At 66.9% G+C, this 15900-nt stretch carries 13 protein-coding genes; 10 read left to right on the top strand and 3 right to left on the bottom strand.

Features of this window, described 5'->3' with window-relative positions; genetic code table 11:
* The first annotated feature begins 129 nt into the window (after window positions 1-129).
* The 6 genes from AC5RUH_RS04240 to AC5RUH_RS04215 all read left to right on the top strand — a co-directional run bounded on the left by AC5RUH_RS04240 (window position 130) and on the right by AC5RUH_RS04215 (window position 6260).
* Complete coding sequence (locus AC5RUH_RS04240; RefSeq protein WP_494127978.1) at window positions 130-930, top strand: purine-nucleoside phosphorylase; 801 nt, start codon at window positions 130-132, stop codon at window positions 928-930.
* Window positions 931-941: 11 nt separating this feature from the next.
* Window positions 942-2738: a phospho-sugar mutase gene (locus AC5RUH_RS04235; protein WP_494127977.1), complete on the top strand. Its 1797-nt coding sequence runs from the start codon at window positions 942-944 to the stop codon at window positions 2736-2738.
* Window positions 2739-2930: 192 nt separating this feature from the next.
* Window positions 2931-3137 (top strand): hypothetical protein, encoded by a 207-nt coding sequence (locus tag AC5RUH_RS04230; RefSeq protein WP_494001345.1) that lies wholly within the window; start codon window positions 2931-2933, stop codon window positions 3135-3137.
* A 122-nt stretch (window positions 3138-3259) separates the two neighbouring features.
* Window positions 3260-3982: a deoxyribose-phosphate aldolase gene (gene deoC, locus AC5RUH_RS04225; RefSeq protein WP_494127976.1), complete on the top strand. Its 723-nt coding sequence runs from the start codon at window positions 3260-3262 to the stop codon at window positions 3980-3982.
* Between the two features lie 32 nt (window positions 3983-4014).
* Window positions 4015-4242: a hypothetical protein gene (locus AC5RUH_RS04220; RefSeq protein WP_494001347.1), complete on the top strand. Its 228-nt coding sequence runs from the start codon at window positions 4015-4017 to the stop codon at window positions 4240-4242.
* Between the two features lie 302 nt (window positions 4243-4544).
* Window positions 4545-6260, top strand: a complete 1716-nt coding sequence (locus tag AC5RUH_RS04215; RefSeq protein ID WP_494127975.1) for a sensor histidine kinase — start codon at window positions 4545-4547, stop codon at window positions 6258-6260.
* A 23-nt stretch (window positions 6261-6283) separates the two neighbouring features.
* On the opposite strand, the gene AC5RUH_RS04210 is transcribed toward AC5RUH_RS04215, so the two are convergent.
* Window positions 6284-7798 (bottom strand): M20/M25/M40 family metallo-hydrolase, encoded by a 1515-nt coding sequence (locus AC5RUH_RS04210; protein ID WP_494127974.1) that lies wholly within the window; start codon window positions 7796-7798, stop codon window positions 6284-6286.
* A gap of 303 nt (window positions 7799-8101) precedes the next feature.
* On the opposite strand from AC5RUH_RS04210, the gene AC5RUH_RS04205 reads away from it, so the two are divergent.
* From AC5RUH_RS04205 to AC5RUH_RS04195, 3 genes are all read left to right on the top strand, one after another.
* Complete coding sequence (locus tag AC5RUH_RS04205) at window positions 8102-8545, top strand: VanZ family protein (RefSeq protein ID WP_494001350.1); 444 nt, start codon at window positions 8102-8104, stop codon at window positions 8543-8545.
* 83 nt (window positions 8546-8628) lie between these two features.
* On the top strand, window positions 8629-9942 hold the full coding sequence (locus AC5RUH_RS04200) for a UDP-glucose dehydrogenase family protein (protein ID WP_494100678.1): 1314 nt from the start codon (window positions 8629-8631) through the stop codon (window positions 9940-9942).
* Between the two features lie 178 nt (window positions 9943-10120).
* Window positions 10121-12157 carry a M1 family aminopeptidase gene (locus AC5RUH_RS04195; protein ID WP_494127973.1) on the top strand — a complete coding sequence of 679 codons (2037 nt, stop codon included), beginning with the start codon at window positions 10121-10123 and terminating at the stop codon, window positions 12155-12157.
* A 58-nt stretch (window positions 12158-12215) separates the two neighbouring features.
* On the opposite strand, the gene AC5RUH_RS04190 is transcribed toward AC5RUH_RS04195, so the two are convergent.
* Complete coding sequence (locus tag AC5RUH_RS04190; protein WP_494100680.1) at window positions 12216-12476, bottom strand: SHOCT domain-containing protein; 261 nt, start codon at window positions 12474-12476, stop codon at window positions 12216-12218.
* A gap of 223 nt (window positions 12477-12699) precedes the next feature.
* Here AC5RUH_RS04190 and AC5RUH_RS04185 point away from each other — a divergent pair, with 223 nt between their 5' ends.
* Entirely contained in the window at window positions 12700-14868 is a 2169-nt protein-coding gene (locus AC5RUH_RS04185; protein WP_494127972.1) for an acyltransferase family protein, read from the top strand.
* 96 nt (window positions 14869-14964) lie between these two features.
* Here the strand turns inward: AC5RUH_RS04185 and AC5RUH_RS04180 are convergent, their stop codons facing one another.
* Window positions 14965-15771, bottom strand: coding sequence for a hypothetical protein (locus AC5RUH_RS04180; protein WP_494127971.1), 807 nt, complete (start codon window positions 15769-15771; stop codon window positions 14965-14967).
* Between the last annotated feature and the right edge of the window lie 129 nt (window positions 15772-15900).

Below are 15900 nucleotides of genomic sequence, written 5' to 3'. Positions count from 1 at the left end.
GGCCGCGGCCCGCGCACGGCCGCCGCCAGCCGCGCGCCAGCCGCCCGGACATCCCCAATGCCAGGAACGACGACGGCGCCCCCGCCCGACGCTTTCGGCGGCAGTTCGGCAGCGGGTAGGTTAGGTGCTGTGACTACAGACCCCTTTGAACTGGCCGCCGAGGCAGCCGCTTCCCTCGCCCGCCAGACCGGTGTTCCCACCCATGACGTCGCGCTGGTGCTCGGCTCCGGCTGGGGCGAGGCCGCCGACCTCATCGGAGAGACGACCCACTCGATCCCGGCCACGGACATTTCCGGGTTCTCCGCCCCGGCAGTCGAAGGCCACGTCGGCACCATCCGCTCCGTCCGGACGCCCGACGGCAAGCGCGTGCTGGTGCTGGGCGCCCGCACCCACTACTACGAGGGCAAGGGCGTACGCTCGGTCGTCCACGGCGTCCGGACTGCGGCGGCGGCCGGGTGCAGGACGCTGGTGCTGACCAACGGCTGCGGCGGACTGAACCCGGCCTGGGCGCCGGGCACGCCGGTGCTGATCAGCGACCACATCAACCTCACCGCCGCCTCCCCGCTGGAAGGCGCAACCTTCGTTGACCTGACCGACCTCTATTCGGGACGACTGCGCACCCTGGCTCGGGAGGTGGATCCCAGCCTGGACGAAGGCGTATACGCACAATTCCCCGGCCCCCACTACGAAACTCCGGCCGAGGTGCAGTACGCCAAGCGGATCGGCGCCGACCTGGTCGGCATGTCCACGGCGTTGGAGGCCATCGCCGCGCGCCACGCCGGCATGGAGGTTTTCGGAATCTCGCTGGTGACCAACCTTGCGGCCGGCATCAGCGACGTTCCGCTCAGCCACGCCGAGGTCATCGAGGCGGGGCGGGCCGCGGGGCCGCGGATCTCGCGGCTGCTGGCCGGAATTGTCGCCAAACTGTGAACGGGAGCGACATGACCGCAACACCCCAGGAGCTGAAGGCCGCGGCCGAGGCCTGGCTGGAGGCCGATCCGGACGAGCAGACGCGCCGGGAATTGCAAGACCTGCTGGCAGCGGCCGAGGCCGGCGCGCCGGAAGCCGCCGCGGCACGGGCCGAACTTGCGGACAGGTTTTCCGCGACCTTGGCCTTCGGTACCGCCGGGCTGCGGGCCGCGCTCGGCGCCGGGCCCTTCCGGATGAACCGCGTGGTGGTGCGCCGGACGGCCGCCGGCCTGGCCCGCTTCCTGCTGGACACCGCCGCCGGCGCCTATGCACCGCGCGCGGTGATCGGCTACGACGCACGCCGGAACTCGGATGTCTTCGCCGCCGAGTCCGCGGCCGTCTTCACCGCCGCCGGCATCGAGACGTTCCTCATGCCTTCCGCCCTGCCAACACCGGTGCTGGCGTACGCCGTTCGGGCGCTGGGCTGCGAAGCGGGCGTGATGGTCACCGCCAGCCACAATCCCGCGCACGACAACGGGTACAAGGTCTACCTGGGCGGACGTGCCGTGGACGAAGGCGGCCGCGGAGCGCAGATTGTGGCACCCTACGACGCCGATATCGCCGCCCGCATTGACTACGCCCCGCCCTTGGACTCCATCCCACTGGCCGAGGAAGGCTGGAACGTCCTCCCGGAGGGCATCGCCGAAGACTACGTCGCCGCGGTCACCGCGCTGGCCGACCCGCGGCTGTTCCCGCAGCGGGACCTGAGGATCGTGCTCACGCCGATGCACGGCGTCGGCGGAGCGACCATGCGGGCGGTCTTTGAGCAGGCCGGATTCACCGACGTGACTCTGGTGGCCGCCCAGGCGGAGCCGGATCCCGACTTCCCGACCGTGGCCTTCCCCAACCCGGAGGAAGCCGGAGCGATCGACCTGGCCTTGGAGACGGCAGCGGACATCGACGCGGACCTGGTGATTGCCAATGATCCCGACGCGGACCGCGCGGCGCTGGCTGCCAAGGACCCGTCGACCGGCATGTGGCGGATGCTCCGCGGCGACGAGGCCGGCGCGCTGCTCGGCGCGCACATGGCGGCTCGTTTCGAAGGCCAGGACCGGCTGCGCGCGGACCAGGACGCCCCAACCGATCCGATCGATGCAGGCGCGGGCGAGAGCCCGGCTGCGTCCCGGGTCTTCGCCAACTCGATCGTCTCTTCCCGGCTGCTGGGCAAGATCGCGGCCGACGCAGGGGTAGCCCACGTGGAGACACTGACCGGCTTCAAGTGGATTTCCCGCGTCCCCGGCCTCGCCTACGGGTATGAAGAGGCCCTGGGCTATTGCGTGGCACCGCATCTGGTCCGGGACAAGGACGGGATGTCCGCCGCCCTGCTGCTCGCAGAGCTCGCCGCCGACGTCAAAGCCGCGGGCCGGACGGTCTTCGACGTCCTCGATGACCTCGCGCTGAAGTACGGGCTCCACGCTACGGACCAGCTGAGCATCAGGGTGGACAACCTCGCCCTGATGGGAACGATGATGTACCGGCTCCGGGAGCGGCCGCCGTCGTCGCTGGCCGGGTCCCCGGTGGTGACGAGCACGGACTTGTCCCTCGGCAGCGAAGCGTTGCCGCCGACCGACGGACTGCTGTTCCTGGGCCAGGACGATACCCGCGTCATCGTGCGGCCGAGCGGCACGGAGCCAAAGCTCAAGTGCTACCTGGAGGTCATCCGGCCGGTTGCCGGCGTGGACCGGCTGGCGGAGGAACGCGCGGAAGCGGCCCGGCTGCTGGAGGCCATCAAAACCGACATCCGCACCACCCTCGGGGTGCCCGGATAACCGGCGCAGATCACCGCCGCCCGGAATCGTTCGGCGGGCGAGGCACCGCGGGCCTAACAAAACCCCCCTGGCCGGGGCGCCGGCCGGCCGGGCGGCCTCCGCGGGAAGGGCCGGGCCGGAGGGGCACAACCTCCGCTGATTGATCACCTTCCGCACCTTTTCGACGCCGGTGCCATGTGGGACGATGCAGCCATGGGCATCGAAGAACAGCTGCCCCGTTCCGCAGGGGCGAGGCATCAAAGCCCTGACGAAGAGCCGGCGCACAAGGCCTCGGAGGAGCACATTCCGGCCGACGACCCCCGGGCCATCGCGCGCCGCCGGCAGGAGGCCGAGGAGAAGCTCGAGGAGCACCGCCGTGCGGCCGAGGAAGAGGGCCACTCCACTGGCGGCCCGCACTGACTCCTGCCCGGTCCGGCGACGCTTCCGGCGGCCGTGCAGGCCGGTGCGCCGGTCCTGTCGCCGCCTGACCGGTATGCAAGGATAGAAGTTCCTTCGAACCCCAGCAGATGAAAGGGATGGCTATGTCTGAAGACATCACATCCGGATCCGCTCCGAGCGCGACCTATCACGATCCGACGTCGATCGCTTCGGTCATCGACCACACGCTGCTGAAGCCGGAAGCTTCCCGCGAAGACATCCTCAAGGTCTGCCGGGAGGCGGTCGAGTACCGCTTTGCCGCCGTGTGTGCGAATCCTGTCTGGACGGCGTTGGTCCACAGCACGCTAAAGGGCTCCGGGGTCAAGACCTGCGCGGTCGTCGGTTTCCCGTTCGGCGCCACTCCCACCGATGTGAAGGTACACGAGGCCCGCGGCGCCACCCTGGACGGCGCCGACGAAATCGACATGGTGATCAATATCGCCGCGGCCCGGGCCAACGACCGCGCCGCGATCATCGATGACATCGCGGCGGTGGCCGAAGCCGTCCACGCCGGCGGAGCCATCCTCAAAGTCATCCTGGAAACCCATTTCCTGACCGACGAGCAAAAGCGGATGGTCTGCGAAGCCGCCGCCGAGGCCGGGGCGGACTTCGTCAAGACTTCCACTGGCTTCAGCGGTGGCGGCGCCACCGTCGAGGACATCGCCCTGATGCGGGACGCCGTCGGGGCGCGCCTGGGCGTGAAGGCCTCGGGCGGCGTGCGATCCCTCGACGACGCGCGCGCCATGCTCCGCGCCGGCGCAACACGAATTGGCGCCAGCTCATCAGTGGCTATTGTTAAAGGCGAGCAAGCCGCCGGCGGCTACTGACGCCGCATCGCACTATTGAGGAGAAACACCCCATGGCCCACCCCAAGCAGCGCACCCATTCGGGCGAGGGACACCTGGTCGGCAATCTGGTCACCTTCGCGGTCATCATGCTGATGTTCTTCGGTTCCCTGTACGCCTTCAGCCTGGAGCCGGTCATCGGCCCCATCCCGGCCTTCGCCATCGGGCTCGGCCTGTTCACGCTGGCGTTCTTCATTCCCAAGCAGTTCCTGGGCCGTTCCGACACGCACCACAACGCCTGACGTTTTTCGCGGGCTTTCGCGGGCGCTCAGCCAGGAGGCAGGCAGGTCCTGTTTCCCATGGCGGGGCGCCCTGCGCAGTTAAGGGCAAACCCGTTCCGGGCCCGAACGGAACCCGCGCCCAGCGGACTGATCCGCCAACCCGTCTGCACCACACCCACCCCGCACCGCTGCGACTTGCGTCACAGACCGCATAGTTCCACGGCGCGGGCCAACACGCGTGCCATACTAAACCAGTCATGGCCAGCCCGGCTCCGCAACGCAACCGACAACGAGGGCTGCCCGGAGTAAGGGGACCTTCGATCATGTCTGCCGCACCAAGCCCGTTGTTGTCCTGGCTGACCGGACGCCGTCAGTTCCATGAGCTGCCCCTGCGCGCACGCGTTTTCCTCAGCCATCTGCCGCTCTGCATTTCGGTGACGCTGACGGCGGTGATCGCCGCCGCATTCTTCCCCCAACTGCTGGGCAACGCGCAATTCACCGGCGGACTCATCGGCATTGCCGTGTTGTGGATCCTCGGCGCCGCCATTCCGTGGGACCGGCTGCCCTATCCGTCGTACTGGGTGATCCCGCTGCTGGATTTCGTCGCCATCGGGGCCCTTCACCAGGGCGCCGGGACACAACTGGCCGGCGTCGCCCTGTTGGCGGTCTTCCCGGTGTTCTGGATGGCCTGGTCGGAGATCGCCCCCGCCGCCGCGCGCATCGTCAGCTTCGCCGCGCCGCTGCTTATCGTTTGGATTCCGGTGTTCACCGGCCCGGAACCGGTAACTCCGGAAACCCTGTTTGGCCCGATCCTGATCCCCATCGTGACCCTGGGGGTCTCCATCACCGCGTCCGTTTTCTCCTTGAGCATGACGGCGCAGCAGCAAGCCCTGGCCGGCAAAGACCGCGAACTGCGGGCCTTGCTGGAAGAAAGCAAGGTCCATGTGCGGCGGCTGGACACCGTCCTGAACGCCGTCGCGGTGGGGGTGCTCGTCACCGATGCAGACGGCCGTGACATCCTGAGCAACGTGCAACAGGATCGGGACCGTTTGCTGGCCATGCCCCAAGGCATCGACAATCCGGACGAGGCCGATTTGCTGGTCTTCGAACCGGACCGGGTGACCCCGGTGGTCCCCGAAGACCGCCCCATTCGCCGTGCCATTCAGGGGGAGTCTTTTTCCGACCGGCTGGTGTGGATCGGCGACGGAGACAGGCAACGGGCCATGTTGTGCACGGCACGCCCCATGCAGAATGACCTCGGCCAGTTCGACGGCACCGTGATGGCCTTCAGCGACGTCACCGACCTGGTCAATGCGTTGACGGTGAAGGAAGAGTTCGTCGCCGGCGTCTCCCACGAGCTCCGCACTCCCCTGACGTCCATCATGGGCTACCTGGACCTCGCGCTCGAGGACGCCGACCAGTTGCCGCAACACGTCACCGCCTCCCTCGGCATCGCCATGCGCAATTCCGAACGCCTCCTGCAACTGGTGGAAGACCTGCTCGTCACCGCCTCCGGCACGCTGAGCATCGAGCCCCGCCGCACGGCGCTGGCCGACCTCGTCGCTACCAGCGTTGCGTCGGCCATGCCGCGGGCAGAACACGCGGGCGTGGAGTTGGTCATCGACGCCGCCGGCGGGCTGGAAGCAGAGATCGATCCCAACCGGATGGGCCAGGTGCTGGACAATTTGCTGTCCAATGCCATCAAGTACTCCCCCGACGGCGGACGCGTCACGGTACGGACCCTGGCGGCCGACGGCGCCGTCCTCCTGGAGGTCAGCGACACCGGCATGGGCATGTCGGAAGCGGATCAGGCTGAAATCTTCACCAAGTTCTTCCGCACCAGTGCCGTCCGTCAGGCGGCCATTCCAGGGCTGGGGCTGGGGCTGGCCATCAGCAAGTCGATCGTGGAAGCCCACGGCGGCACGCTAACCTTCTCGAGCGTCCTGGGAGCGGGCACGACCTTCAGCGTCGCGATTCCGCAGCGCAGCGAAGAGGGAGGCCGTCCGGAGACGGCCTCCCTGGGCCAACTGCTGCCGTAGGAGACAGCGCCGGTCCGGTGGGGTCAGCGAACGGCGTGCGGCCCCTTGAACGGCATCTTGGTGCTGCCCGTTCCCTTGCCCTTGGCCGTGCCGTTGACCGCTGAGGTCGTTTCGGCGAAGGTCAGCGTGGCATGCGCAATCGCATCAGCCATCTGATCGAGTACCACAAGGTCCACATTGGCAAGCGTGTCGCAGGCCTCGTGGTAGCAGGGATCGTAGGCCACGCCCGCCGTGCCGCCGTAGATTGCCGCCTGCTCTTCGGTCTTGATTTCCTCGGCACCGGTGAACAGGCCGCCGGCGGGAATGCCGTTGTTGATGAAGCCGAAGTAGTCCGAGCGCCCGTCGAACGCCGTCGGTTCCGTGGCGAGTCCCTGCGAAGCGAAGTAGTCCTCGAAGACGCGCTCGATGGTATCCGAACCCTTCGGCCCGGTCAGCCCAAACGCGTCGCCGTTGCCGTCGTAAACAAAGCGAACGGCATTGGGCGAACCGACCATGTCGAAATTCAGGTTGAGCGCATGCTGCTTGATCTCGCGCTTGCTCAACTGGGACACGTAGTAGTCGGAGCCGAGCAGCCCATCCTCTTCACCGCCCCAGAATGCGAACCGCACCCGGTTTTCCGGGGCGTCACCCGATGCCGCAATCTGAAGCGCCGTTTCCAGGATCGCCGCGCTGCCGGAACCGTTGTCGTTGATGCCCGGACCCTCCGATACCGAATCCAGGTGCGCACCGACGACGACGGTGCGGTCCTCGCGCCCGGCCGTGTCGGCGAGGATGTTAAACGTCTCCGTTACGACGATCTCGGCGTCCACCGCGATCCGCAGTTCCAGGCCGGCGGTCCCGGCGAGCTCGGCCCCCAGGTCGAAGCTGGTGCTGACGGCCGGGATGGCTTGCGGCGTCCCCAACGTGCCGCCGAACAGGTCCGTCCGGTCCGGTGTTCCTCCGTTGCCCTGGTTGAAGATGACCACGCCGGCGGCGCCTGCTGCCGCGGCATTCGAGACCTTCGTGGCGAAATCGCACGTACCGCGCTGGATCAGGGCGATGTTGCCGGCGGGGAAGCTTGCGAAGTCGGTCGCCTCGCAGCCGCTGGTGGATGCCCTGTCGCCGGCGAGGTTGATATCCACCGCGGTCACGGGTGCCGTGACGTCGCCGGAGCCAGAGTAGTCCATGGCCAGGAACTCCTCCCCTGCCGCGTACGCCGTCGGCGTCGGGGCGACCTGCTCGAACTCTGCGCCGTGGAGCACGAACCGTTCGTAGGAGAACGCCTGCCGAATGGGCGTATAGCCGGCGGCCGACAATTGGGCCTCGATGTATTGGGCCGATGCCTCGTAGCCCGCCGTGCCCGCAGCGCGGTTGCCGCCGTTGGCATTGGCCGCGTCCTGCAGGGCCTGCAAGTGGCTGACGATGTTCTCGACGGTGACCGCGTCCCGCAGGGTGCTGGTGTCTGTCCCGATAGCGGCTTGGGCGGGCAACCCGGTTCCGAACGCCAATGCGGTGGCGGCAGCGATGGCTGCACCCCGCCTGAAACTGTGGGTCTGCATGCTGGTTCCTCCATGAGGTGTGGATGAAAGAATCCCGCTGTCCCCGCAGCAGGATCCTGCCCGGAAGCTACCCCATGGCACCGGAAAGCGACAGAGCCAGCTCGTGATATCTCTCACAAACACCTGAAAGAACCATTTCAACCTTGCAATTGCCGGTCTCCGGGTCGCTGAGGGACCCGGGGACCGGCACGCAACCCCCGTGCCGGAGCCGCTACGCGCCCGACCTTGGTGGCGCACCGGTACCATGGGCCTTCGGTCGCCTGCGCATCGGCGCGCGGCCGCCCACACCGGAGAGGAAGATCAATGCGGCTTCGCACGTCCCGGGAGCGGGCCCGCCTGCTGCATTTTTGGCTGTTGGCCGGCTACGCCCTCCTGGTCGCCGTTGCCGTGTTGTGGCCTACCCCGGTGGATGCCGGCGCCAACAGCACCATCCAGGCAGTTCTCGCGGCTCTGCATGAAGCAGGCGCGCCGCACTGGATTGACTACAACCTGGTCGAATCCGGGGCCAACGTGTTGATGTTCGTGCCGTTGGGCCTGCTGGCCGCTCTTCTGCTGCCGACCGGGTGGCGCTGGTTGACACCGGCCGGAGCCTTCCTGCTCGCCGGAGCCGTGGAGTGGGCGCAACAGACATTCCTCCCGGGCCGTTACGCCTCGCTGCAGGATGTTTGGACAAACACCCTGGGCGCGGCCCTCGGCACCGTCCTGGCCTACGCGTGGCTGGAATACCGGCAAAACCGGCATCGGTAACGCGCTACAGCCGACAAAAGCGGCACCGGTAACGCGCTAAAGTCAGAAGTAATCGCTACTCAAGGCACGTGCAAAGGACCACTATGCGAATTTCCGTCATCGGCTGCGGCTACTTGGGGGCCGTGCATGCCGCGGCCATGGCCAAGCTTGGGCATGACGTGGTCGGTATCGACGTGGACGAACGCAAGGTCGCCGAACTGCAGGCCGGCCGCGCCCCGTTCTTCGAGCCCGGCCTTCCCGACCTGCTCGCCGAGGTCCAGCAGACCGGCCGGCTGACGTTCAGCACCGAGATGGCCGACGCCGCCGGGGCCGCCGTGCACTTCGTGTGCGTGGGCACCCCGCAGCGCAAGGGCGAGAACGCCGCCGACCTGCGCTATGTCGATGCCGCCTTCACGTCTCTCGCCATGCACCTGCGCCCGGGCGACGTGGTGGTCGGCAAGTCCACCGTGCCGGTGGGAACGGCGTCACGGCTGGCAGAGGAGATCCGGGAAATCGCCCCGGCAGCCATTCTGGCGTGGAACCCCGAGTTCCTGCGCGAAGGCCACGCCGTCAAAGACACGTTGACCCCGGACAGGTTTGTCTACGGCGTGCCTGCGGGTGCACCCGGTGAAGCGGCCACCGCGGCCATGGACGAGGTCTATGCGACGCCGCTGGCCGACGGGACGCCGCGGCTGGTGGTCGACTATGCCACCGCGGAACTGGTCAAGGCCGCGGCGAACTCGTTCCTGGCCACGAAGATCTCCTTCATCAACGCCATGGCGGAAGTTTGCGAAGCCGCCGGGGCCGACGTCACCGCCCTGGCCGACGCCATCGGCATGGACGAACGGATCGGGCGCAAGTTCCTCAACGCCGGAGTGGGCTTCGGCGGCGGCTGCCTGCCCAAGGATATCCGCGCCTTCATGGCCCGGGCGGGCGAACTCGGGGCGGACCAGGCCCTGACCTTCCTGCGTGAGGTGGACGCCATCAACATGCGCCGCCGCACCCGGGTGGTGGAACTGACCCGAGAGCTCTGCGGCGGGTCACTGATCGGCAAGCGCATTACCGTGCTCGGAGCCGCGTTCAAACCGCAGTCCGACGACGTCCGTGATTCTCCCGCGCTGTCCGTTGCCGCCCAACTTCAACTGCAGGGAGCCACGGTCACCGTCACCGATCCGGAGGCCCTGGCCAACGCCAAGCAGCGATTCCCGGAACTCAGCTATGAACCGGATGCCAAAACGGCTATCGCCCGCGCCCACGCGCTGGTGCTGGTGACCGAGTGGAATGAATACCGAGAGTTGGATCCGGTCGCCGTCGGAAACCTGGTGGACGAAAAGAACATCCTGGACGGACGCAACGTGCTGGACCCGGCAGCGTGGCGCCAGGCGGGCTGGACCTTCAAGGGCATCGGCCGCCCCTAGCGTTTTCCCAAGTTCGGCTTTCCAGAATGGGCCCGTACAGCCAGGTTGTGCGGGCCCATAGTCGTATCCGTTGACAGTGGCCCCGAACAGGAGCATCTTATGTAGATGGCCAGCGCGTGAGCCGCCGCCCCGCACATCCACGGGTCCGGGCAGCCTTGGCCGATGGGGGGAACGTTGCATGATGCCTTGGAGGGGTCTTGCCCTGGCTGCGGCCGCGCTCGTTGGTGTGTCCGGACTGGGGTTGCCGGTCGCCCGGGCCGCCGCAGCACCCGATCCGGGCCGGCACATCTTCGAACCCGGCTCCGCCACCCTGCATGATCCGTATTTCCCTGACGCCGGGAACGGCGGCTACCAGGTGTCCCACTATGGACTGGATCTGCTGTACGACCCGCCCACGGACCGGCTGGACGGCACCGCCACAATCACGGCACAGGCCACGCAAAACCTTTCCGCGTTCAGTTTGGACCTGGATGGCCTGGACGTCGATTCCGTCAGCGTCGACGGGCGGGAAGCACGTTTTGCCCTGACCGGCACCAAGCTCACCGTCACCCCCACCCGGGGTGTACCGGACGGCGACCGCTTCACCGTGGTCGTGGCGTACTCGGGCATCCCCCGAACCCTCGCCCTCCCCGGTCCCGCCGGGTTCATCCATACCGACGACGGCGCCCTCGTCACCGGCCATCCGGATAGTGCGCCAACCTGGTTTCCGGTGAACAACCATCCCAGCGACCGTGCCGGCTATACCTTCAACATCTCGGTGCCCGATGGCTGGCAGGCGGTGGCCAACGGCTTGCCGGACGGCACGGAAGCCGAGTACGGCCGCACCGTCTTCACCTGGAAGGCCGACGAGCCGCTGTCGCCGCATTTGGCGACCATCGCCGTCGGGCACTTTGACGTGGCGGAGCGCACCAAGGGCGGCATCAGCTACGTGGACGCGATGGATCCGGCGCTAAAGAGGGCGGTGGTCCCGCGCAACGGCGACGGGCTTGCCTGGTCGCAGAGCGACAACGCCAGTTACAAGCGGCTCGCCCGCACCGTCAGGGTGCCGGATGCCGGCGGTGACCTTTCTTTCTGGATGCTGCGCGACACCGAACCCGGCTGGGACTATGCCTTCGTGGAGGCCAGGACACCCGGCAAGGACGATTGGACCACGCTCAAGGACACCACCGGACACGCGCGGGAGTCCACGGGTAATTCCTGCCCGGCGTGGCATCACGTGCACCCCTTCCTGAAGCACTACCAGACGGACGACGGCGGCGGTTCCTGCACCGCAGAAGGCGCCACCGGTCAATGGTGGGCGGCCACCGGCGCCAGCGACGGCTGGGAGCACTGGGAGTTCGACCTGGCAGATTACGCCGGCCAGGATGTGGAGCTGTCCATCACCTACGCCAGCGACATCACGGGACAGAACGACGGGGTCTTCGTGGAGGACATCAAGGTGCCGGGCGGCGGAGGGTCCACCTCCTTCGACAGCGACGGCGACCGCTGGGACGGCTGGAAAGCGCAGCCTGCACCCGACGGCAGCCCGGAGAACGCGAACGGCTGGACGGCCGGGTCCGCTGCTCCGCCGTCGCAGGCATACAGGATCCAGCAGTCGCTGGATAGGCAGCCGCAGATCATGCAGTTCCTGTCCACCGTGTTCGGCAAGTATCCGCTCAAGAGCGCCGGCGGCATCATTGACCGTGCCGAGGACCTTGGCTTCGCCGTTCAAATGCAGGGCCGGCCCGTCTATCCGATGGACGGCTTCTACAGCGAGGCCAGCGGAAATGCCATGATCGCCCGGGAGTTGGCGCACCAGTGGACCGACTCGCAATTGCCTCCACCGCGGTGGCAGGACAGCTGGCTCAACCAAGGCCTTGCTACCTATGCCGAGTGGCTCTGGAACGAACAGCAAAACCTGGGCAGCGCCGATGACACCTTCGATTTCTACGCCGGCATCCCGGCCGACGACGACTTCTGGCAGGTGCGGGTGTCGGATCCGGGGGCCGATCAACTGTTCGCCGGCAATGTCCAGACCCGGGCAGCCATGGCGCTGCACGCCCTGCGCGACAAAGTGGGCGACGAGGACTTTTTCAGCATCCTGAAGACCTGGGTCCGGGACGGATCAGGCAAGCCCAGCGATTTCCAAGAGCTGGCCGAGGACGTGACGGGCGAAGACCTGACTGCACTCTTCAAGGCCTATGTGTCCACGGGTGGGAAACCGGGGGCCCTGTAGCGGCCGGTCCGTGCGCGCAGACGGGTCCGGAGATACCCGTCAGCGAATCCCCTACCGGCTAGCGGTCTTCACCGAGGACCCGCAGGCCCTCGCGGTAGGCATCTGCCGTCAGCTCGCCGCGCGCGAACCTCTGGTCAAGGATCTGTCGGGCCGTACTCCGCCGATGCGACTGCTGTATTTGACCGCCTGCCGCCGCCAGAGCATCTTCGACTTCGCGCGGTCTCAGCCCCATGAACGCACGTATCACCAAGACCGCCAGCAACGCCACAATCGCCAACAACAGCAGCCCAAACAGCCATGCCAAGCCCATATCTACCATGATGAAAGCACCCCTTCGATCACGACGGAACGACGGCTTTTCTACTCCGTTCCCTAGGGCCAGAATACGCGTCGGCTCCGGGAACATACAGGGCAAGCCAACACAAGAGGGCTCCTTCGACCCTGAGTGCCACCCGGTGGACTAGGATGTTCCCGGTCTTCATGCGGGATCGCAGCGTGCGCGCCTGAACTGGACCGAGCGACTATACCCGGGGGACCCTTCCATGCTTGAGGCATCACTGCGCCCTGCCCTGCGGCAGCGACAAACCACCAGGCAGCATTTCCGTGCCGATATCGAGGGCCTGCGCGCCGTGGCCGTCGGCTTGGTGGTTCTGAACCATCTGACGGGCAGGCCTGCCGGCGGTTACATCGGAGTCGACATCTTTTTCGTGATTTCCGGTTACCTCATCACCGGCCAGCTGGTCCGCGAGCAGGCCAAGACCGGCTGGATCTCGTTGTCCGCGTTCTACGCCCGCAGGCTTCGCAGGATCCTGCCGGCTGCCGGGGTGGTAGCGGCCGTCACCACCGCCGCCGGCTTTTGCCTCTGGTATGTGCCCCGGGCCAGCCAAACCGCCCTGGACGGTCTCAGTGCCATGTTGTGGGTCTCCAACTGGCACTTTGCCGCCATCGGAACGGACTATCTGCAGGCCTCCGGCCCAGTATCTGCCTTCCAGCATTATTGGTCCCTGTCGGTTGAAGAACAGTTCTACGTGTTCTGGCCGTGGCTGCTGCTGGGGCTGGCCTATGTGCTTCCCCGGTTCACGGGCCTGACCGTCCGCCGCGCCTTGGCGGTCGGCATTGTCGCCGCCGTCGCCGCTTCGTTCGCATGGTCGCTGTTCATGACCGGCTGGCGGCCCTCGCTGGCCTACTTCGATACGGTCAGCCGGGCTTGGGAATTCGGCCTCGGCGCCTTGGCTGCGCTCGTCCCGCGCAGGGAGTCCGTCCGTCCCGTCATGTGGCGCGGGCTGCTGGCGCCGGCCGGTCTGCTGGTTATTGTGGGCGGCTCCCTTTTGCTCACCGAAAACTCGGCTTTCCCGGGCCCGTGGGCAGTCGTCCCGGTCGCCGGTGCCCTGTTGGTCATTGCCGGCAACGAATCACGGCCAGGTTTTGGCACGGTACTGCTGACCAATCCTGCCATGCGCTACCTAGGGCGGATCTCCTATTCGCTCTATCTCTGGCACTTCCCGCTGATTATCTTCGCCGCCGCGTTGGATCCTTCCGGCTCGCCCGTCACGGCGGCCTTGGCTGGGGCGGCCATGGTGCTTAGTGCAGCGCTCTCGCACAGGTTCATCGAAGAGCCTGTGCGTCGCTCGTCCTGGCTCCGGTCCTGGGAATCCGCGCCCATGCACGACCGTCCCGGCCGGCGAAGCAGGCAACTGTTGGGGGCGGGGGCCGTCGCCATAGCCGTCCTCAGCCTCAGCGCCGTGCAGCTGGCAGGACCGTCATTCGTCCGCGATTCCACCGAAGCGGCCGCGCTCATCGACGGCAGGCCGCCGGCCGGAGCCGCCCAACCGTTTGCCGACGCGGGCGAGCTGGCTGCCGCAGTCCAATCGGCCACGGCACGGCAGCCGGACCCGGCCAGACTGACTCCCTCACTGGACGTCCTTGGCCCTTCACAGCAGCCCGCAGCGATGAACCCGGAGTCGGGATGCCGGAATGAAGCCGGAGCGGACCGGCCCAACTTCTGCACGTTTGGACCGGGCGAAGGCAAGCTTTCGGCGCTCGTGATGGGTGACTCGATCGCCATGAGCTGGATGCCAACCATCACCGGAGCGTTGTCCGACGGCGGCTGGAAGGTGACCGGCCTGGGCTTCGCCAACTGCCCCGCCTACCTGGTGGAAACACGTCCCCGGCTGGCCGACTCGGCGTTCGCCGCTGACTGCGCGGAAAGCAGGAAGCGGATGTTCCGTGCGGCCGAAGAGCTACGCCCTGATCTGATAGTGCTCAGCGCCAACCACGAGGCCATGGCCAGCCGGGCCACCGGTCAGAAGGCGGCACAGGAATGGCAGGAGGGCGTCCGTCAAGCGGTGGAGCGCTTCGCCTCGACAGGGGCGCGAGTCGTCGTCATCGGAAAGCCGCCGAGCGGCGCGGACATGAGGATCTGCCCCTCGCGGCTACATGGCCTGGACGATTGCCATGCCAAGACAAGCAAGAACTGGGAGCGGCGCACCGAGGCTGAACGCGGAGCCACCGCGGGCGTGGACGGAGTTGACTATATTGCGGTCCACGACTGGTTTTGCACGCCCGGCGGCGTATGCCCGCCGATCATCGGCGAGTACATCGTGCGTACAGACACCGGACACCTCACCAATGCCTTCGCGGAAAGCCTGGCCCTGGTGGCGCGCGGTGAGCTGACGTCCCTGGGTATCAGGACAGTTCCCTCTGCACCTTGACGTGGCGCTGAGGCGTTCCTGGACAGTCGCATTCCGTCATTCGGGCAGCCGCGGCATGGATGCTCGGCGTGGAAGCAGCCGCCTCCGCGGAGTGTGCTATGGCGGGGGTGCCGCGTAGTAGAGGTCGGTGTTCCAGCGGCCGTACTGGAAAGTCTTGTAGACGGGGTCGCCGGCAACGGTTCCGTTCATGGGTTGGATTCGGAGGCGGTAATCGGTGAAGAACGCGCCGCCTGACGTGGAGAACGGCAATTCGAATACGGCGGAAGGCTGCTTGACCGTCGCCTCGGCGCCCCAACCGGCGGAACTGGCCAAAGACACTTCGTAGGAAGTAGCTCCGGAGGACGCCTTCCAGGAAAACGCCACGTGCTTCTTGTCGTCGACCGGTGTGCTGACGTTGTAATTGACCGTCGTCACCAGCCCCAGCGGCGGGTATGCCTTCGCGTCGCGGAAGCAGTTGGCCACCGAATAGTGCTCGTATTTGTACACCAGATAGATGGCGTCGCCGGCGGTGGCACCGTTCATCGGCTGAACCCTCAGGCTGTATTTCGCGTAGTACGCCGCGTCGGTGCCGGCGCCTTTGAGCGGATTGCCCAGGCGGTCCGAAGGAGTCCGGGGCATGGTGAAGGTAACTTGTTCGCCCTTCGCGTCGGCCGCGTGGGCGTACCGCGGGTCGCCGGAGGAAAGTGTCACAACGTAATGCGTGACATTCTGTGCGGGGGCCCACGTAAAGCTGACGTCCAGCTTGTCTAGATTCTCCAGCTGGGCGGTTGACTTGGCCACCCTGCACTGGGCGGAATCCTTTCTTGGTCCTTCCGGACGCGTCTTCAGCTGGGCACCGGCGATAAGCCGTGCATCGGCGGAGCCGGAGGGCGGTGTCGCCGGGGACCCGACCGTGACGCTCATGGTTGCTGTAGCACTTTGGCGCCACTTCGCCACAGCAACAGGCGTGCCCACTCCCATCAACACCACCAGGAAAAAGGCAATGGCGGCCCCCATAAACCCCGGCAGGGACCGGAAGCGCCTCCACATCCC

The sequence above is a fragment of the Arthrobacter sp. Y3223166 genome (genome assembly GCF_059090935.1).
This window is presented reverse-complemented; position numbering and strand designations above follow the sequence as displayed.

Coding starts and splice junctions, on each gene's coding strand:
- AC5RUH_RS04190 (WP_494100680.1), bottom strand. CDS start 12,476: ATGGTAGATATGGGCTTGGCATGGCTGTTTGGGCTGCTGTTGTTGGCG.
- AC5RUH_RS04180 (WP_494127971.1), bottom strand. CDS start 15,771: ATGAGCGTCACGGTCGGGTCCCCGGCGACACCGCCCTCCGGCTCCGCC.
- AC5RUH_RS04215 (WP_494127975.1), top strand. CDS start 4,545: ATGTCTGCCGCACCAAGCCCGTTGTTGTCCTGGCTGACCGGACGCCGT.
- deoC (WP_494127976.1), top strand. CDS start 3,260: ATGTCTGAAGACATCACATCCGGATCCGCTCCGAGCGCGACCTATCAC.
- AC5RUH_RS04235 (WP_494127977.1), top strand. CDS start 942: ATGACCGCAACACCCCAGGAGCTGAAGGCCGCGGCCGAGGCCTGGCTG.
- AC5RUH_RS04185 (WP_494127972.1), top strand. CDS start 12,700: ATGCTTGAGGCATCACTGCGCCCTGCCCTGCGGCAGCGACAAACCACC.
- AC5RUH_RS04205 (WP_494001350.1), top strand. CDS start 8,102: ATGCGGCTTCGCACGTCCCGGGAGCGGGCCCGCCTGCTGCATTTTTGG.
- AC5RUH_RS04220 (WP_494001347.1), top strand. CDS start 4,015: ATGGCCCACCCCAAGCAGCGCACCCATTCGGGCGAGGGACACCTGGTC.
- AC5RUH_RS04210 (WP_494127974.1), bottom strand. CDS start 7,798: ATGCAGACCCACAGTTTCAGGCGGGGTGCAGCCATCGCTGCCGCCACC.
- AC5RUH_RS04230 (WP_494001345.1), top strand. CDS start 2,931: ATGGGCATCGAAGAACAGCTGCCCCGTTCCGCAGGGGCGAGGCATCAA.
- AC5RUH_RS04200 (WP_494100678.1), top strand. CDS start 8,629: ATGCGAATTTCCGTCATCGGCTGCGGCTACTTGGGGGCCGTGCATGCC.
- AC5RUH_RS04195 (WP_494127973.1), top strand. CDS start 10,121: ATGATGCCTTGGAGGGGTCTTGCCCTGGCTGCGGCCGCGCTCGTTGGT.